The organism is Mesorhizobium sp. NZP2077, assembly GCF_013170805.1.
GTDB lineage: Bacteria > Pseudomonadota > Alphaproteobacteria > Rhizobiales > Rhizobiaceae > Mesorhizobium.
In genome coordinates, this window is the sequence record NZ_CP051293.1 from 6,928,354 (window position 1) to 6,947,286 (window position 18,933).

15 protein-coding genes and 4 pseudogenes are annotated in these 18,933 nt (G+C 59.1%); 2 read left to right on the forward strand and 17 right to left on the reverse strand.

The window, feature by feature from the left end; genetic code table 11:
- Positions 1-7: 7 nt before the first annotated feature.
- The 7 genes and pseudogenes from HGP13_RS34015 to HGP13_RS38850 form a co-directional block, all read right to left on the reverse strand.
- Complete coding sequence (locus HGP13_RS34015) at positions 8-1,159, reverse strand: CaiB/BaiF CoA-transferase family protein (RefSeq protein ID WP_172234173.1); 1,152 nt, start codon at positions 1,157-1,159, stop codon at positions 8-10.
- Between the two features lie 14 nt (positions 1,160-1,173).
- Complete coding sequence (locus tag HGP13_RS34020) at positions 1,174-2,424, reverse strand: methylaspartate ammonia-lyase (protein ID WP_172234175.1); 1,251 nt, start codon at positions 2,422-2,424, stop codon at positions 1,174-1,176.
- A 369-nt stretch (positions 2,425-2,793) separates the two neighbouring features.
- A pseudogene (locus HGP13_RS38270) lies at positions 2,794-2,892 on the reverse strand (IS5/IS1182 family transposase); the annotation flags it as partial.
- 102 nt (positions 2,893-2,994) lie between these two features.
- The gene (locus HGP13_RS34025) at positions 2,995-4,176 is read right to left on the reverse strand and encodes a Xaa-Pro peptidase family protein (RefSeq protein WP_281411312.1); all 1,182 of its coding nucleotides are present in this window, start codon (positions 4,174-4,176) and stop codon (positions 2,995-2,997) included.
- A 213-nt stretch (positions 4,177-4,389) separates the two neighbouring features.
- Entirely contained in the window at positions 4,390-5,151 is a 762-nt protein-coding gene (locus HGP13_RS34030; RefSeq protein ID WP_172234179.1) for a class I SAM-dependent methyltransferase, read from the reverse strand.
- A gap of 889 nt (positions 5,152-6,040) precedes the next feature.
- A complete protein-coding gene (locus HGP13_RS34035; protein WP_172234181.1) occupies positions 6,041-6,358 on the reverse strand; it encodes a CoA transferase in 318 nt (105 codons plus the stop codon).
- 240 nt (positions 6,359-6,598) lie between these two features.
- A pseudogene (locus HGP13_RS38850) lies at positions 6,599-6,751 on the reverse strand (DUF736 family protein); the annotation flags it as partial.
- A gap of 417 nt (positions 6,752-7,168) precedes the next feature.
- Here HGP13_RS38850 and HGP13_RS34040 point away from each other — a divergent pair.
- Positions 7,169-7,857, forward strand: a pseudogene (locus HGP13_RS34040) (FAD-binding protein).
- A gap of 54 nt (positions 7,858-7,911) precedes the next feature.
- Positions 7,912-8,766, forward strand: a complete 855-nt coding sequence (purU, locus tag HGP13_RS34045) for a formyltetrahydrofolate deformylase (protein ID WP_172234183.1) — start codon at positions 7,912-7,914, stop codon at positions 8,764-8,766.
- Positions 8,767-8,852: 86 nt separating this feature from the next.
- On the opposite strand, the gene HGP13_RS34050 is transcribed toward purU, so the two are convergent.
- From HGP13_RS34050 to HGP13_RS34095, 10 genes and pseudogenes are all read right to left on the reverse strand, one after another.
- Positions 8,853-9,038, reverse strand: a complete 186-nt coding sequence (locus HGP13_RS34050; protein WP_172234185.1) for a hypothetical protein — start codon at positions 9,036-9,038, stop codon at positions 8,853-8,855.
- A gap of 325 nt (positions 9,039-9,363) precedes the next feature.
- A complete protein-coding gene (locus tag HGP13_RS34055) occupies positions 9,364-9,870 on the reverse strand; it encodes a hypothetical protein (RefSeq protein WP_172234187.1) in 507 nt (168 codons plus the stop codon).
- Positions 9,842-10,387 (reverse strand): annotated as a pseudogene (locus tag HGP13_RS38275) (ABC transporter permease); the annotation flags it as partial. The pseudogene HGP13_RS38275 and the gene HGP13_RS34055, both read right to left, overlap by 29 nt.
- Before the next feature lie 381 nt (positions 10,388-10,768).
- Positions 10,769-11,080 carry a transposase gene (locus HGP13_RS34065; protein ID WP_172234189.1) on the reverse strand — a complete coding sequence of 104 codons (312 nt, stop codon included), beginning with the start codon at positions 11,078-11,080 and terminating at the stop codon, positions 10,769-10,771.
- 62 nt (positions 11,081-11,142) lie between these two features.
- Positions 11,143-11,709 carry a hypothetical protein gene (locus HGP13_RS34070; protein ID WP_246707490.1) on the reverse strand — a complete coding sequence of 189 codons (567 nt, stop codon included), beginning with the start codon at positions 11,707-11,709 and terminating at the stop codon, positions 11,143-11,145.
- A 186-nt stretch (positions 11,710-11,895) separates the two neighbouring features.
- A complete protein-coding gene (locus HGP13_RS34075) occupies positions 11,896-13,077 on the reverse strand; it encodes a Xaa-Pro peptidase family protein (protein ID WP_281411312.1) in 1,182 nt (393 codons plus the stop codon).
- Positions 13,078-13,213: 136 nt separating this feature from the next.
- On the reverse strand, positions 13,214-13,720 hold the full coding sequence (locus HGP13_RS34080; protein ID WP_172234193.1) for a sarcosine oxidase subunit gamma: 507 nt from the start codon (positions 13,718-13,720) through the stop codon (positions 13,214-13,216).
- On the reverse strand, positions 13,713-16,751 hold the full coding sequence (locus HGP13_RS34085) for a sarcosine oxidase subunit alpha family protein (RefSeq protein ID WP_172234195.1): 3,039 nt from the start codon (positions 16,749-16,751) through the stop codon (positions 13,713-13,715). The genes HGP13_RS34080 and HGP13_RS34085 overlap by 8 nt, the downstream gene beginning before the upstream one ends.
- Complete coding sequence (locus HGP13_RS34090; protein WP_172234197.1) at positions 16,748-17,014, reverse strand: sarcosine oxidase subunit delta; 267 nt, start codon at positions 17,012-17,014, stop codon at positions 16,748-16,750. The genes HGP13_RS34085 and HGP13_RS34090 overlap by 4 nt, the downstream gene beginning before the upstream one ends.
- Before the next feature lie 17 nt (positions 17,015-17,031).
- Positions 17,032-18,288: a sarcosine oxidase subunit beta family protein gene (locus tag HGP13_RS34095; RefSeq protein WP_172234199.1), complete on the reverse strand. Its 1,257-nt coding sequence runs from the start codon at positions 18,286-18,288 to the stop codon at positions 17,032-17,034.
- Positions 18,289-18,933: the final 645 nt, after the last annotated feature.

The following is an 18,933-nucleotide window of genomic DNA, read 5'->3' on the forward strand; positions in this document are numbered from 1 at the left end:
CGCACGCTCACGCCGATGCGGCTCTTTCGCGCAAACGTACCAGAACCTCCTCGCGGACAGCCTCGGTATGAGCGCCAAGAGCCGGGACAGGGCGCAGCAAGGGGTGCTCAGCGTTGAAGATCGCCGCGGGAGCGATCGTCTCGATGGTCCCTTCGGGTGTTCCGACCTGCACCTTGCGAATGTGTGGGTGCTTTGAAACATCCGCGACTTCGTTCAGTCGGCCATATGCCAACCCGGCTGCCTCAAGCTCCTGCATCGCTTCGTGGCATTGCAGTTTGGAAAAGCGCCGTTCGATGATCTCATCAAGTTGCGCACGGTGAACGAGGCGCTCCATATTATCGGCGAAACCAGGTGCGCGTATAAGCTTCGGCAGCTTCAGGAACTTCTCGCAAAAATTCACCCATTCACGGTCATTCTGAACCGAAAAGATGACCTCTTTGCCGTCGGCACAGCGATAGGCACCATATGGCGCGAGCGACGGGTGTTTCACGCCTGCGCGCACCGTGTGATAGCCGCTGTAGTCGTTTTGAAGAACCGGCACGTTCATCCAGTCGGCGACGGCATCGAACAGTGACACCTGGATGCTTGTCCCTTCGCCAGTGACCTCGCGGTGATATAGCGCCTGAAGAATGGCGCTATGCGCGTTCATGCCTGCCGAGATGTCGCAAACCGACACACCCACACGGGCGGGCCCCTGTTGCGTCCCGGTGATCGCACACAGACCAGTTTCGGCCTGGACGATGAGATCATAGGCCTTCAAATGGGAGTACGGCCCTGTGACGCCGAAACCGGAGATATCGCAGGTGATCAGACGCGGAAATCGCCGACGGAGATCCTTAGACCCGAACCCCAGTTTTTCGATACTGCCCGGCTTCAGATTTTGGATAAAGACGTCGGCACCGGCAATGAGCGTGTCCAGGACGGCGCGGTCCCCCTCAGTTCTCAAGTCCAGACAGACCGACTCCTTACCCCGGTTTAGCCAGACGAAGTAAGCGCTCTGACCCCGCACCAACTTGTCGTAATTTCGGGCAAAATCCCCTTCGGGCCTCTCGATCTTGATCACCCGGGCGCCAGCGTCAGCAAGGCGAGACGAAGCGTAAGGCGCAGCAACCGCCTGCTCCACAGCAACGACGGTGATACCCTCAAGAGACTTCTGCATGCGACACCCTATTTTCATCTAACGTCTTCGCTTCGAATCCGACGATGGTTTAGCATCGCCAGCAGCCGATTTTGTTCGTTCCCAACTATTGAGAATGCCTCGTCAACACCCATTCCCGGCTTTGCAAGCATCATGTCGGCCTGAGTCGCTACAGAGACGTGGACTGAAGCCTGTGCTGAGAGATCCGTTTCGGTACAACTTCCTCCGACATACGCCCCTACCTTGTTCTCTTTGCAGAGGAGCACGGCACGTGCCGTGTCAACTAATGAGCCGACATCGGGCGTCTTGATTTGAATGAGATGCGCGGCCCTCGCTTCGGCAAAGAGGCGGATATCCTCAAGTGTGTTGCACCTCTCGTCCACGACAATGCGAGCGCTGGAACCCCGGTCATCCAGGATCGATACGATCCGGGCATAATTCTCAATCTGAGCTCGTGTAGAACCAAAGTCCGCCGGGGACTCGATGTTGATCGCAAAACCCGGAACGGTATCGGCTACCCTGCAAATAAAGTCGGCGATCCGTTGCGGCTCCAGGCCGATTTCCTGGCCGATCCAGCCGTACACATCGAAGTGAAGCACCGGACGATACCCCGGGCGACCGATTTGGCGCGTACGCGTTGCAACCCACTTCACGAACTCCATGAACGTTTGGCCGTCGACGCCGAATTTCTGCCCTGCGTTGATCAGGCCGTGGGGAAGCACATCCACAGCCTTCAAAATCATTTTGTCCACATTGACTTCACGGGCATCGCCGCTCTGGCAGTAAATTGGAACCCTGCGCGTGGGCAGCGGCAGGCCAAATTCACTGCATACTATCTCCGCCATCGTCTTGCGGTGAAGATGGGCCGCCGCGCGAAGGAGGGCCTGGCTGACGCCATACTCAACAGCCAAAGGTAGTCGCTTATGCTCTAGAGGCTCGAAGACCTTCGCGCACGCACCAAGGTAGTGAAGCGCGTCAACATCAAGAAGCCGTGTCACGATCTGCGAACTCAGATCCGAGATTCGGTCGGCGTCGAACAAAGGATCGCGTCCGCCAGCACCAGAGTATTGGACGCTCATCATATCGCCCCAGACAGCTGTGTCGTCGGTAAGAATCAGCCCGACGCTAAGCGAAGATGCTGGAACGCGAATAGCTTTGAAGCCGGGCGTGACGGGTTCGCCCACATAGATGAAACCGTCCTGCGGGACGCCGGCCCTGATCGCAACGTGGTCGTCATAGAAAAATGCACCATTGCCGGGCGCAAGGAGGACGTCTTTGATCTGCACTTGCTTTGCTCGATTTCTGCCGGACATGTTGACGGGCGGATGCAGTACGAACTGCTGCTCTCCAAGTATGCGTGATATGGCCTTCAGATCGCCAATATAATCTCCCGGATGGTGCCATCGCGTTTCAAGATGGTGATGGCTGAGATGTGCTCGGGGACGAGACGGTCATGCTCCCTGAGGCAGGTAGCTTTGATGACGACGGCATGCCGGTGCAGCCGGTCCGCACATCGTCTGCGACTGGATTTCGACGGCCACACTTTGGCACATTGCGATGCCGGGACCGGAGGCCGTCCACCACATCAGGTCAGCGGTTGTAGAGGCCTTCCTCGACCCGAAGACGGTTTGCACATCGACCCAGGGGCCACAACTGCGGTCAACAACGGGCGGCCTGCCCCGTGTATCGGTCGGCAGCAATGGCTCAAGCCGCGCAAATTGTTGCTCGCTAAGCCAGAAATAATCCCGACTCATCAACGGCCTCCTTTCGGAAGCCGTGAATCAATCTCTCCCCTGAGCGAAACCCTTTGCCGGCGCAACGTATTGGCGCTACGCTGGCATTGCAATCCTGAAAAGTCAGCAATTTACCAGCAGGTCACGGGACATGCTGCTTAGCGACTTCGCGCCGTTCTCGGTCACTCGGACAGTCTCACTGAAGACGTAGCCGTCATCCTTCTCAAAAATGCCGATGAGGACGTGGAAGGTCATATTGGGTTCAATCACGGTGTCATCGTCCTCCTGGAAGCTGATTCCGCTGTCGACCCAACCGTGGCCGATGGAGTAGCCGCTCCTGGATTCCTTACGCACGCCGTATGGTTTAAAGGCGCGCTGGAACGCTTGCGAAACTTCAGAGCACGTAACTCCCGGCCGTATCGTTTCGACCTCTGCGAGGAAACCGTCCAAAGCGGCTTGATGTAAGTGCCGGGCCCGAGCGGTCGGCTCACCCAAAAAAACTGTCCGTGACAAGGCGCAGGCATAGCGGTGTCGGAAAGCGCCAATTTCGAAATTAGTCTGACAGCCCATCTTATAGCTTGCGTCGGACCACGAAAGGTGCGGTGCGTTGGCGGGAGAGCCAACCGGCATAGTTGGAAACTGGCAAACTCCCCCCGGGATTTCCGGAGTGCCTTTGACCAAAGCATTCACTATAGCGGCGCCCACGTCACATTCGCGCGCTCCAGAAGCAATCTCGAGCCGGCCCACCTGCATGGCCCTATCAACAATCTTGCCGGCTTGCTCCATGTATGCAAGCTCGGCTGGTGATTTTACCTTTTTCAGCTTAGCAATCATTCCATCGGCATCGATAAACTTCGATGCGTCCAAGCTGTTACCGAGGGCGGCATGGTCTTTCACTCCAAACGTCTTGGCCGTCAGTTCGACCCCGATTCGGCTCGACTTAGTGCGCTCGCGGATTAGATCGCCAATCGGCTCCCATGCCGTTCGCTGGCTCGAGCCAATGTACTTCTCTGGATAACTGAGAATGCGCGACTGCGGTAGGTATGAGGTGGGTGTTGCACACAAAGTGTCGATTTCGCGCAAAACCAGCCACGGATCTTCATCTTCTTGACACACGAGAGCGAGCTGCGGAACGTACTCCGAGTATCCGTCATAGCCGGTGAGGTAATTCATATTATTCTCGTCCATGACAAGCAGCGCATCCATTCCGCGCGCCGCCATTTGCTGTCGCAGCCGAGCAGTGCGCTCGCGGTATTCCTGCTGACTAAATCCAGGTACGCGTCCCTGTTGACTAGATGTGGGCATGAGCAGCTTTCTCCTATCTTGGTAAACGTCGATCGCAGGAGGCGATCAATTGGCTTACCTTCTCGAAGGCGTAATGTTGGCTAACGCGCAAAGGCCCAAAAAACCATGAGTTTTGCCGAAATCCTTTAAGATGCGGCGTCTAACGAGGGATTTCGCCGCTGGCCTGCGAATGGTTTTTCGGGCACGCAGTGCAGCTAGGTTATGCCGTAGGTATTATTTGTATGCGACAACCATGAGGCGCGAGCTATCGGATGTAAATGCTCCGCCTTCCTGCCCATAAGCTTCAACAGTCTCGAACCCCGCGCTTTGCAGCATGCGAACATATTCAGAAAACCCATACTGCTTATAAGAAAGGTGCGTTCGTCTAACGCGTCCATCGCGGACGATAATCCTTTCGAGGTTCTCCCGATCGCGTAGCACATCGTTGCTAAATATATCGATTCGTACGTCGTCGTTACGCTGCACAACGGAACACACGGGAACCTCGTGGCGCAGGGACTCGAAGCGATTGGGGTTATCGATTAGCAGACGCCCGCCCTTTCGAAGCGAAGAAGCGGCTTCCCGAAGAACTCTCTCATTATCCGCATCATCGAAATAGCCAAAGGTCGTGTACCACAGAAAAGCCGCGTCGAATCGATCTCGCCAGGGAACTGAGCGCATGTCGCCCAGAACATATTCGACATCTACTCCGCGTTCGGCCGCATCCGCTTCGGCTTTTTTTAGGAGGATCGCGGACCTATCCATTCCCGTTACCCGTGCTCCTTTTTCCGCCAATCGGTTGGAAATCCGACCATATCCGCACCCGAGTTCAAGAACCGGGCTGCCTTGTGTAAGAGAGAGAAGATTCCAAATTATCCCCACTTGCTGGTCGCTTGTCTTTGGCGGATTTACCACATCACCAAAGTGAACGTAATCTTCGCTGAAGTATGAGTCAAGTTCTGATGAAGCAACAGTCTTGCCAACATTATCATTCATATCGTTTTCTCCGTCTATGTTTCTTTCCGTTATGTTATTTCCGATTTTAGTCGAGTTTTGCATGTGAAGAGGTATAGTTAAAGAAAATATTTGTAATATTTTTATATACTTGTTAAACCTTTTGCGACAGTTGTTCACCATCCGCGTTGAATTGTATCGTGGGCCGGCATGGGGGTCTCTCGAGGCACTCCTCCGGCCTTCTCTTCGGCTGGGCGCTACACACATCGCGTAGCCATCTCCAAGAACCGCCTAATCGAGAACGGTTCGGTTCATTTCAGCTATTGGCAATCCCCACCGGGCGCAAAAGCTCGCCGTTGCCGCGACCTGCTCGGCATGCCGGCACTGGCGGCTGCCTCAGCCGAAAAGAAATAGACCACGACCGCACCGAAGCGCTCACCCAGGCTTTGTCTCAGGAAATGTCCAGCCGGTCACCAGGGGTAGATAATCCTCATCGAAATATTCGATGGCGTCACGACAGGCACGCCATACCAGGATACATGGCAGAAGGCGTTAGCCGCCTTCTTCGGCGCATCGGACCGACTCGGTTGGGCGCAAACGGGCCGGGCCTGAGCGGAGCATGCGCCATTATGCCTAGCACCCTCTTCCGCTTCGACACCCTGCCCATCGCGGCCCTGCCGAGCCGCCAACCTAGAGGTCCTTTTGGACCGAGAAGAGTGACGTCTTTGCCATCGGCGCAGCTGTAGCACCGTAGGCGCAACGACAGGTGGCTCACGCCGGCGCCCACCGTTTTAGGTGCTATAGTCGTGTTGCAGGTCGCAGGTGATCGCCGCGGAAAGCGATCCCAGTCTTCGATGCTGCCCGGCTTCGGGTTCTAAAGAAGACGTCAGCAAACGGCGATGAGCGGTTCCAGGACGTCGCGCTCCGCCTCCTACCTCAAGTCCAGGCAAGCCCTTTCGGGCAAAGTCTCTTCGGGCTTTTCAACCTTGATGACCCGGGCGCCTGCGTCCGCAAGGCGATACGATGCATAAGGCCGCGGCCACACTCTGCTCAAGGCATCGCCGGCAACCGGTGCGGAGAGATCGTCTCGGTACAGCTTCCTCCCACCTACGCTCCAACTTGATTTGCCCGATTTCAGATTGTCGAGAATGGTGATTCTGGAATGCCGTGAAAAAACAAACATCCGGACATGTGAGCCAATCCAGCCGGAGAGCATTTGCGTCCAGGTCGCCTCGGCAAAGCCGATCATCTCGCGTTGGTCTCGAGCGTCGTCGTTCCGGCCTTCTGCAACAGGCCGGAACCACGCATTCGCGAAGCCGGTAGCTGTCGCGCGGATGGTGACCACTGTCGAGTGATGAAGCAGGCGATCAAGGATCGCGGTTGTGGACGAGCGAGATCGCTTCAGTGACGGGCGAAGAGTCGGGCGGGAGTTTTCGAGGCCCCTTCGGGCGCGCGAGGTTCGACGGGAAACGCGGCCCTCGCTAGCCGGTCAGTCGACCGTGTTCCAGATGACGCGTAAGCGTCGTCATCGTCCTGACTGGCGGCGCGGCCGAGATTGGCGTATGGCTTGCGGGCCGAATACAGGTGCGGCGATGGAAAGGCTCACATAGGCCTTGGCCTCACCGGTGCGGATCCAGCCGGCGCTAGCCATCTAAAAGCGCGATTGCACCGTTCGGAACATTATATTGGCGGAGCCAAAGCCAAGTGGCAGATACTACGGCACGTAGCGGATCGAATTGCATCCGCCTTCAACGCCATCCGAAAGAAAGAGCGAAGTGAAGTGAAGAGAAGATGAAAGACGTCCTCCTCGTGCCTAGCTAAGCTATGGAGCATTTTTCTATCGGGTCGACGCAGTGCACCACGGCTTCATTTATGCTGTCGAACCGATAACGCCCGGGTTCACGTCAATTCGCGTTCCGGCGTCTTCCGAGGTCAAGGCTCAGCTCAAGTCCGAGGAGCCTGGCGGCCGCAGGGCCGGCGTCAACAAGAAGGCGGGGAACTTGTCGAAAAGCTCAAGAACGAAGCCGGCGGGCTCTGAGATTTGGGAAGGAACAGACAGATGGCGATTCTTCTCGTTGCCGAAACGACAACCAGAGCCTTTCCGACCAAACCGCGAAGGCACTCACTGCCGCGCTTTAGATCGGTTCGGAAGTCGACGTGCTGGTCGCCGGGAGGTGCGCGAAAGCAGCCGCCGATGCCGCCGCAAAGCTCAAGGGCGTGCGCATTGTGCTGCTCGCCGAGGGCCATGAGATTTGGTCCCGCCGGCGGCCACCATGGGCAAGAACGTGATGCCGCGGGTCGCCCTCCTGGTCGTCATGGAGGTGTCGGAGATCATCGCCGTGGTTTCGCCCGACACCTTCAAGCGCCCGATCCTTGCCAGCGACGCCATCCAGGCCGTGCAGTCGACCGATCCATGGAAGGTCATTGCCGTACGGGCGGCGGCTTCTTTCCCGTTAGCTCCCAAGGCAATTCGACTGTCCGTCAAGCATGTCTCGGCGGCAGCCGACCCCGGCCTCTCCAGCTTCGTTGAGAATCGGCTCCAAAAGGTTTTCCTGTCGACGCCGGCTATGCGCCAAACGACTGGCAGGTCGGCCAGAACGGCAAGGTCATGGCACCTGATGTTTGCATTGAGGTCGTCATCTCCTGCGCCATTCAGCACCTTGCGGGCATGATGGCTTCAAAGGTAATCATTGCCATCAACAAGGACGAGGGATCGCCAATCTTCCAGGTCGCCGAGGCGCATCGTAGCGACCTTTCGTCATCCTGCCCGAGCTTTCCAGATCGATTTGACCCGAAGGTACAATGTCTCAACTCCAGATTCTAACTCTAACCTGCGATGACAGCCCCGGCATTGTAGCAGCCGTCGCAACCGGACTGACTGCGCTCGGTGCCAACATTGCCGAGAGCAGCCAATTCTGGGACCGCACCAGCAATCGCTTCTTCATGCGTCTGGCCGTCGAAGGAGACGAGTCGCTTTCGAGCGCGTCAATCGAGCGTGCGCTCGGACCGGCGATCGAGCACTTCAGTTTGTGTGTTCACACCGTCAATGCGCGCCGGAGGCCGAAGATCATCATAATGGTGTCGAAATTCGATCATGCGATGCTTCATTTGCTTTACCAGATCAAGGTTGGTTGGCTGAACGCGGACGTGGTTGCGATCGTTTCTAACCACGAAGACAGCCGTGGGGCCGCCGAGCGGGAGGGCTTTGCCTATCATTACTGGCCGGTATGCAAGGACACCAAGACCGAGCAGGAAAATAAACTTCTGTGTCTCGTGCGCGAGACTGCCGCGGACCTCTTGATCCTGGCCCGGTACATGCAAGTCCTGTCTGACGACATGTCAACTCGCCTGTTCGGCAAGGTTATCAACATCCATCATTCCTTCCTTCCCTCCTTCAAAGGCGCAAAGCCGTATCATCAGGCCTACGAGAGAGGAGTGAAGCTTATCGGGGCGACTGCGCATTACGTGACGCCCAACCTCGACGAGGGTCCCATCATAGATCAGGAAACTGAGCGCGTAACGCACTCAATGAACGCCGAGGATTTCATCGCGACGGGCCGCGATATTGAAAGCCGCGTCCTTGCACGGGCCGTCAAGCTGCATCTGGAGCAGCGGATCATGCTCAACGGAAATAAAACAATCGTATTCTCAAATTAACCGAGGCGCCGCGATGAAACCCACAAAGTGAGCATTTACCAGCAGGTCAGGGGACTTGCTGCTAACCAATATCGCGCCGTTCTCGGTCAGTCGGACAGTCTCACTGAAGATGTAGCCGTCATCCTTCTCACCTTGTTCGGCAGAGGCCCGCCCAGCATACTATTCAGTACCACCTCAATTTGTGCCGCCGTGCCATCCCAATCCTCAAATTGCAGGATCGAGCAGTCATAGGCCGCCATCTCAAACCCGCCGATGTTCGAACCATCAGCCATGGAGCCGATCTCCCTTCGGATCGAGGAAATAGGCAAGACTATCCGGGCCCGAACCATCTGACCTTCATGGGATAATAGGTCGCGACGATCTCAGTGCCCTCCTCCGCAGCATTTCGGGCTATCAAAGCGAGCCCAACCGAGGCGTCGAGCGTGGGCTTCTATGTCACCGAGGTGATGCGGCAGAGACCATGGCCGTGCATCGGCTCGCCAGGCCTGAACAGAATAGCGCCTCCGCTCAACCTCTTGCCCGGCTCAAGGCAGCATAGCCCGACCAGCCACGGTCTCGCCGGGTCAGTGAGAGCTTCAGGGCGGCCAAGCACATCGCCTACATAGCCGCTGCGCTTGCGCGCCATGCGACTGAGCCCGAGGTCGTCGAGCGTCGTCCTGCCGTCGATCTCCGGTCCCGCGACATGGTGCCTTTCTCGACCCGCAAGGCGCCCAGAGCCTCCCGAAAAGGCGTGCCGGCCTCGATCAACCGGGACCATACCTCGTCGCCCACACTCGCGCCGGCATAGGCAAATGATGCGCAGGGCCTTTCGAGATAGTTCTCTTCAAGCAGCCTCATATGCGGCAACGCCTCGTTGGAGACGTCGAAATTGGAACTCGCGCGCAAACCCGGCCAGGCGATGTCGAGCAGGAATTCGAGCCGGGACATCGCCTCCGCGGCCTTCGCCGGTGAAGGCACGCGCCGCGTCTGGTCCGGCGGCCTCGCACCAGCCGCATCTCGGCGACCATAGGCCTCGCTCACTTCGCAGCCGGAAGCACGTTCTCCTCGTCGTATAATTTCAAGTACCAAACGTGCATCATCGCCGCAGTCGCGGATCTGGCGCATCTCTGAGACCGTCGCCGATATAGGCGACGCTGAGTAACAGTGAGCGAAATCGCAATGCCCGGCCACAGCACTAGTTGCGGTTAATCCTGAATGTATTCGATTCCGTCAAAAAGCAGGCGCCCCCAAATCGGGAAATCCGGCGGAAAACCGAGGCCAAGAAACGATAGTAAGCTCTCCGAAATCATGGCATCGGCGATTTGGAGAGTGCTTGAGACAATGAGACATGACGTTGGGCAGCACATGACAACGGATAATCCGGCGCGGCGGCGCGCCGATGCTGCGCGATGCCAACACGAATTCGCGCCGCTTGACGGCCAGAACTTCGCCGCGAACGCTGCGCGCAGTTTTGCATCCAGCTCGTCAATCCGATAGCCGACACGATGAGGATGAAATTCCCCATCTCGACTCCGAGAATGTTCGCCACCGCGTTGCGGAACAGCATCACCGTAATCAATAGCATTGGCAGCACCCGCAATGACAGAAACAGATCAGTGAGCCGCATCGGTGGGCCATCCAGGGCAACGAGTCCAGGTTAACGCGCTTGGAGGGCGGCCAAGAGGTAGTCGGTATCCCAGTTTCCGAGTTTTCGCTTTCCCTTGACGGATTGTTTTCCGGACATGGCTCGGATGAGGTTGAGCGCGAGGTGGCGGACCATGGCCATGTTTGTGGCGCCGTGGCCCCCGGCGCAGGCGGGACTGGTCCTCCTTGAATTCACGTAGCCCGTTCTCGATCCCCAATGGGTTGCCTCGGCGAAGGGTTTTGCGGTGAGGATGCAAGAGGAGATGTAGCATCGCCGCTCGACCCTGACCTCGGCGCTGGTCTCGATGTGGGTCTTGACCATGGCAGATGGTGCTGAGGCCCTTGAAGCGCGGCTCGTCGGGATAGCGCCTTCTGCCAATCATCCAGTCGACGCGCTGTGAGACGAGATGACGGCGCGTCTAGATGCGGCCATGGCCCCTTTCGACCTCGGTGAGCGCATCGATCTCATTGACGGGAGCGGCGTCGAAATAGAGCTGTCGGCATGGGCAGTCTTCTGATTGTCCTTGGTGGCCAAGAGATAGTCGCCGCAGAGATCGACGATCGTCTCCGCGATGTCGGACTGACAGCCCATGGCGTCGATGGAAACGAAACTGCACGCCAGCGCTCCGGACGCGGCCAGTTCCTTCACCAGCAAGGGAATGGCGGTGATCTCATTGGATTTGTCGGCCACCGCCAATTGCCCAGCACGAGGCTGTGGGTTGTCGCATAGGCCGAGACCAGGTGTAGGGCCGCCTATCCGCGCCCGCTATCGTGGCTACGGAGCGAGGTCTTGCCATCGATGGCGATCTGACCGACCGCTTCGGGCAGACGCTCGGCGACGAAGGCCAGAAAGCAGGAGGCGAACTGGTCCGGTCCGATCCGGTTCATCACTACTCGCAGCCAGTCGGCGCAGGGAATGCCGAAATGGTAGGGCTGCAGACGCCGCAGGAAGTTAACCTGAGCTCGTTGCCCTGGTGGGTCATCGAGGGATTTGAAATAGCCAGCAACGACGCCTATAAAAGTGCCGAGAATAATCGAGATGACCATCGCCGTCAGGCCGACGGCGATTGATATCCGACCGCCTGTCATCACCCGCGCGAGCAGATCGCGCCCAAGCTGGTCGGTGGCCAACGGATGGGCCCAGCTTGGTCCCGCGCTCAAAGTCGTGAAGTCGATATAGGTGGGCCTTATGCGCCCAACGAACGGGCCTAAGGCGACGCCGACGACAATCAGGAAGAAGACAGCAGCCCCGGCGAGCGCGCCCTTGTGGGCCCTGAACTGGTCCCACACGTCCCGCCACTGATTGCGCGACGGCGTCACGGGCAACACAAGCTCCACGACGTCGAGGTGGTCGGCTCGGCCACGCACTAGCCGTGTCTTGTTGAACGCTTCCTAAAAAAGGTCACCCGTGGGAAACAAGTGTTAGACGCACAACCAGCACAGCTTGGTGATGTTAAATGCCGGCGCAACGTATTGGCGCTACGCTGGCATTGCAATCCTGAAAAGTCAGCAATTTACCAGCAGGTCACGGGACATGCTGCTTAGCGACTTCGCGCCGTTCTCGGTCACTCGGACAGTCTCACTGAAGACGTAGCCGTCATCCTTCTCAAAAATGCCGATGAGGACGTGGAAGGTCATATTGGGTTCAATCACGGTGTCATCGTCCTCCTGGAAGCTGATTCCGCTGTCGACCCAACCGTGGCCGATGGAGTAGCCGCTCCTGGATTCCTTACGCACGCCGTATGGTTTAAAGGCGCGCTGGAACGCTTGCGAAACTTCAGAGCACGTAACTCCCGGCCGTATCGTTTCGACCTCTGCGAGGAAACCGTCCAAAGCGGCTTGATGTAAGTGCCGGGCCCGAGCGGTCGGCTCACCCAAAAAAACTGTCCGTGACAAGGCGCAGGCATAGCGGTGTCGGAAAGCGCCAATTTCGAAATTAGTCTGACAGCCCATCTTATAGCTTGCGTCGGACCACGAAAGGTGCGGTGCGTTGGCGGGAGAGCCAACCGGCATAGTTGGAAACTGGCAAACTCCCCCCGGGATTTCCGGAGTGCCTTTGACCAAAGCATTCACTATAGCGGCGCCCACGTCACATTCGCGCGCTCCAGAAGCAATCTCGAGCCGGCCCACCTGCATGGCCCTATCAACAATCTTGCCGGCTTGCTCCATGTATGCAAGCTCGGCTGGTGATTTTACCTTTTTCAGCTTAGCAATCATTCCATCGGCATCGATAAACTTCGATGCGTCCAAGCTGTTACCGAGGGCGGCATGGTCTTTCACTCCAAACGTCTTGGCCGTCAGTTCGACCCCGATTCGGCTCGACTTAGTGCGCTCGCGGATTAGATCGCCAATCGGCTCCCATGCCGTTCGCTGGCTCGAGCCAATGTACTTCTCTGGATAACTGAGAATGCGCGACTGCGGTAGGTATGAGGTGGGTGTTGCACACAAAGTGTCGATTTCGCGCAAAACCAGCCACGGATCTTCATCTTCTTGACACACGAGAGCGAGCTGCGGAACGTACTCCGAGTATCCGTCATAGCCGGTGAGGTAATTCATATTATTCTCGTCCATGACAAGCAGCGCATCCATTCCGCGCGCCGCCATTTGCTGTCGCAGCCGAGCAGTGCGCTCGCGGTATTCCTGCTGACTAAATCCAGGTACGCGTCCCTGTTGACTAGATGTGGGCATGAGCAGCTTTCTCCTATCTTGGTAAACGTCGATCGCAGGAGGCGATCAATTGGTGTTGCTTTCTTCAAGGCGCCCTGAACCCCGATTGTTCATTTGGTTAGGTGGGTAGCCCACGTCGCCCGGTTCGAGGCGTAAGTCAGGTACCGGCCGCGGAGGCGTCGGCAATCCACTCCATCAGGCCTTTGCTGAGGCTGCGCGGGACGAGGAGGTCGCATTCGAACCCGCTCCTGCGCAGCAGCAGCACCGGCATGCGATCGAGACCGGTCTGGACTGCCCGTCCATCTCCCAGTGTCTCCCAATCCACGGCGACGCACCGCTCCAGCACCTGTTTGACGCCCCTGCCGGAAAGCCGGACTCGAACCCTGCCCTCGCCGAGCGGGAGGGCGCAGCCGCGTTCCGCGTCGACGTCGATAATAGGCGCCGGGCCATCGCAAAGCAGCCAGAATCGGCGCGGCGCAATGCGGATGACGAGCCACTCGTCATGACGAGCAGTGTCGCCGACCTTGTTCGGCAGCGGCCCGCCCAGTATCCTATTCAGGACCACCTCGAATTGCGCCATCGCGCCATCCCAGCCCTCGAGTTGGAGGATAGAGCAGTCATAAGCCGCCATCTCGAACCCGGCCATGTTCGAACCATCAGCCATGCAGCCGCTCTCCCTTCGGGTCGAGGAATATAGGCGAGACTATCCGGGCCCGAACCGTCTGGCCCTTCATGGGATAAGTTGCGACGATCTCGGTGCCCTCCTCCGCGGCATTCCGGGCAAGCAGTCCCAGCCCGACCCACGCGTCCAGTGTGGGGCTGTAGGTCACCGAGGTGATGCGGCCGAGACCGTGGCCATGGATAGGCTCGCCAGGCCTGAACAGGATCGAGCCGCCGCGCAATGGCTTGCCCGGCTCGAGGCTGCGCAGCCCGACCAGCCGCGGGCGCGCCGGGTCGCTGAAGGCTTCGCGGCGGCCAAGCACCTCGCCCACATAGCCGCTGCGCTTGCCCGCCATGCGGCTGAGGCCGAGGTCGTCGAGCGTCGTCCTGCCGTCGATCTCCGGTCCCGCGACATGCCCCTTCTCGACGCGCAGGGCGCCCAGGGCCTCGACGCCGTAAGGCTTCTGGCCAAAAGGCGCGCCGGCCTCTATTAGCCGGCACCACACCTCCTTGCCCACGCTCGCGCCGGCATAGATCTCGTAAGCCCGCTCGCCCGAAAAGCTGAGGCGGATGATGCGCAAGGGCCGGCCGTTATACTTTGCCTCAATCAGTCCCATATGCGGCAGCGCCGCGTTGGAGACGTCGAGGTTGGGAAACGCGGCGGCGAGGATATCGCGGCTCTTCGGACCGGCAACCGACATCGCAGCCCATTCGTCGCTGACCGAGGTCACCGACACGCGGAGGTCTGGCCAGGCGGTGTCGAGCAGAAATTCCAGCCGGGCCATTACGTCCGTGGCGTTCGCGGTCGATGTCGTCATAAGAAAGTGCCGCTCGCCGAGTCGGGTCGTTGTGCCATCGTCGAAAACGATGCCGTCGTCGCGCAGCATGATGCCGTAACGCGCGCGGCCGATCGGCAGCTTGGCAAAACCATTGACATAGACGCGGTCGAGGAAGTTGGCCGCGTCCGGCCCTTGTATGTCGATCTTGCCGAGCGTGGAGATGTCCATCAGCCCTGCCGCCTCGCGCACCATCCGCATCTCGGCGACATAGGCCTCGTCCACATCGCGGCCGGAAGCAAGGTAGAACCAGGGCCGTATCCAGGCGCCGGTCTCAAGCATCTGCGCGCCGTTGGCGACATGCCAGTCATGCATTGGCGTGCGCCGCATCGGCTTGTAAAGATGACTCTGGCTGCGCCCAGCCAGCGCACCAATGGCAACTGGGGTATAGGGAGGCCGAAATGTGGTCGTGCCAACATCCGGAACCGCCATCCCGCGCAGAGTGGCCATGGCGGAAATCGCGCTGAGATTGCTTGTCTTGCCCTGATCGGTGCCCATCCCAAGCGTCGTATAGCGCTTCAGATGCTCGACCGACTCATACCCCTCACGATGCGCCAGCGCGACGTCACTTACGGTTACGTCCATCTGCAGGTCGATAAAGGCCTTGCCTTTGGTAAGTTCCGCCTTTGGGTTCCCGAACCTCCTCTGCGCCGATCGAAGGGGGAAACTATGCTCCGGCCGCCTACCCTGGCTACCATCCTTTCTCCCCACGAAGTGAGGCGCGACGAGCGGGCTATCATTAGGTCTAGCGTCGTCGAAGCTAAAGGGCGACTGGACTGATTTCGTTGCTCCGCAGAACGCTGCTGCCTCTGCCCCCGCGCTATGCCACTCCTCGATGGCGCCGGCTGTGATGAAGCCTCCTGTCATAGCGCCGGCCACGAACTGTCCCGCTCCGAGCTTTCCGGGAACGAAAGCGCTTATGTCCTCGCGATATACCGGCTTTACCCCAAGATGGGAGGTCAGATGCACCGTCGGCGACCAACCGCCCGAGACCACGACTAGGTCGCATTCCAGCGTAACGGTACCGCCCGGTGCGGAAAGCGTAACAGCGCGTACGGCATAACGCCCCAATGCATTGGAGATCAGCGATTTCCTGCGGACGGCAATGTCCCAGTGGTACGCCTGTTCCAAAAGTTCATGTGTCGGTTCCGCGCGGCTGTCGGCTATTGTCACTTCGGCCCCGGCTGCCGCAAGGTCAAAGGCTGCGGAGTAGGCACTGTCGTTGTCGGTTGCGACCATCACCCTCGTACCCGCAAGTACGGCGAAGCGGTTGAGATAGATCCGCGACGCGGAGGCCAGCATGATGCCGGGTCGGTCATTGTTGGCGAAGGTAAGCGGCCGCTCGATCGACCCCGTAGCGTAGACGATCGTTTTCGCCCGCAAAAGCGCTATTATCTGGCGCGCCTCGCCTTTCGCCGGATCGGTGGTTGCTGAGCCGTGCCGCGTCACGAGCCCGAGCACATTGCTATCATAGGCACCGAACGCGGTGGTGCGCGTCATCATCGAAACATTTGACATATCGGCGAGCCGTGCGAGCGTTACGGAAAGCCAGGCTCGGGCCTCGCCGTCTGCCGGCTCCGACAAAAGACAGCCCCCCGCAACAAAATCCTGCTCAACGAGAACCACCTTGGCGCCCGCCTTGCCCGCAGCAAGCGCGGCCGAAAGTCCCGCCGGTCCGGCCCCGATCACCGCCACATCGGCGAACAGATGACGGATTTCGTAGCGGTCAGGATCGGGCTCTTTCCCCGCGCGGCCGAGCCCCGCCGCGTTGCGGATGAAGTGCTCGTAAAACATCCAGGCCCGCCGGGTCGGACCCATGAAGGTCTTGTAGTAGAAGCCCGCCGACAGGAACGGCGAGAACAAGCCGTTGATGCCTTGAACGTCGAACTTGAGAGATGGCCAGCGGTTCTGGCTTTCGGCAACCAGGCCATCCGCCAGTTCCACCGTGGTCGCCGGCAGATTCGGTTCGCGCCGCCCGCCGGTTCCTAAAGTCATGAGCGCATTCGGCTCCTCAGGCCCGGCCGAATAGATTCCGCGCGGGCGGTGATACTTGAAACTGCGGCCGACGAGGCTCACGCCGTTCGCCAGCAGCGCCGACGCGAGCGTGTCGCCGCGGAAACCAGCCATCGCCTTCCCATCGAAGGTGAACGCAACCGGCTGCGAACGATCAATCAGCCCGCCTTCCTTGAGCCGCCTCATGCGCGCGCCTCCCGTGCGAACCGGGCCAAGGAAATCTCGTGGTTGCGTGTATCGCGCACGACCACCAACCATTGACGGCAGCCCATCACGTGCTGCCAGTACTCGCGGTGCGGGCCGGCCGGGTTCTCGCGCACGAAGACGTAACGGTACCAGGCCTCGAAATCCGCGTCGTTGTGGACAGGACGGAGGACCGACGCGTCACCACCGTAGCGGAACTCGTCGTGGTCGCGCGGTCCGCAGCAGGGACATTCGATGCGTAGCATGGTCTAGGGTCTCTCGGTTATTGCAGCCAGGCGAACGGCCCGACGCCGGCCTCGTCGATCGTGCGGCCGGTGCGAAAACGGGCCAGACTGTAGCCGACATTGAGCGGATGTGCCTTTCCGGTGGCGATGGTATGCGCGAAGCACCATCCTGAGGCCGGCGTGGCCTTGAAGCCGCCATAGCACCAGCCGCCGTTTAGGTAGAGCCCGTCGACTGGCGTTGGGCAGATGATGGGGCTGCCGTCCGGCGTCATGTCCATCACCCCGCCCCAGTGGCGCAAAATTCGCAGGCGAGAAATGCAGGGCATTAGCGCGACTGCCGCCTCCGCGACTTCGCGGACCATCCCGAGATTGCCGCGCTGAGCATAAGAATTATAGCCGTCGAGACCGCCGCCGAAGACCAGGCCACCCTTGTCGGACTGGCTGACGTAGAAATGCTCGGTGCCGTGGGCCACAATCTGGTGGACAAGGGGCTTGATCGGCTCCGTCACGAAAGCCTGCAGGACATGGCTCTCAATCGGCAGGTCGAGGCCCGCCTTCCGGCCGAGGACCGATGTGTGACCCGCCACCGCAAGCCCTACTTTCCCGGCCCCAATCCGGCCCTTCGTCGTCTCCACGCCGACGATGCGCTCGCCGTCACGGACGAAACCCGTCACCTCGCAGCCCTGGATGATGTCGACGCCATGGCCGTCGGCGGCGCGCGCGTAGCCCCAGGCCACCGCGTCATGACGTGCCGTGCCGGCGCGGCCCTGCAAGATCGCGCCATGGATCGGAGAACGCGCCGTTTCGGAAAAATCGAGGTAGGGGACGAGCCGCTGCACCTCGTCGCGGTCGAGAATGTCGGCGTCGACGCCGTTCAGCCGCATGATATTGGCGCGGTGGCCGAAGCCATCGAGCTGGTCGGCCGAATGGGCCGTGATGAGCATGCCGCGCTGCGAGAACATGACATTGAAATTCAGCGCCTGCGACATGCCTTCCCAGAGCTTCATCGAGAACTCGTAGAACTGGGTGTTGCCGTCGAGCAGGTAGTTAGAGCGAATGACAGTGGTGTTGCGGCCGACATTGCCGCCGCCGACGTAGCCCTTCTCTAGCACGGCGACGTTGCGTATGCCGTGGTTCTCGGCGAGGTAGAATGCAGCCGCGAGGCCGTGCCCGCCACCGCCTACAATGACAACATCATAGGCCGGCTTCGGATCGGGAGAGCGCCAGGCGCGCCGCCAGCACCTGTCGCCGGCAAGGCCATTGCGTAGGATGGAAAAAACCGAATAGCCGCGCATACGGTTCCCTTATTTTGACGAGGAAGAGGCGGGCCAAGTTGCAGAAGGTTTCCGCACCTTGCTCGATGATACGTGAGTGTTCAGAGATTGCGATGCCCGGAACGGAAAGAGCCATGTGTCGTAGTCGAGGAAGGGTAAGATTGCGCGGAATGGCTCAAGAGTGAGGGGGCTGTCATCGGCGCCAGAAAGCTCCATCGCGCTGCCATGTCTTGCGACGGCGCGACCCTGGGAGTCAGAATGGACGAGGTTTAGCATTCCATGTTGTCCCTCCCAGAACAACAATGACAGTTCAAAAAAAGCGGATTTATGTGAACCCGGTCGCATCGGTTCACCAAAATGGACGAAGTCGTCCTGTATCAGACCTGTTCGGATCGCAGCATGGTCGTCATAGAAAGTGCTCAACTTAATTCCGCGCTGCGGGACTGATGTAGATGGAAACGCGCGTGAAGTATGCGCCACTTGGCGTTGGATGCGCCAACATAGAGTCGCGAACGGTACCATCGCGTTTTCAGATGACAGGGGTGTAGCCGTGTTGGGATGCGCTCGCGTTGAGTTGGTTCTCCGTCGAAAGGTGGACGGCCGCTTAACCGCTGCCATTCAACGGAGTTCCGTTTCTAACATACGATTCACAAGTCGACGCGAAGG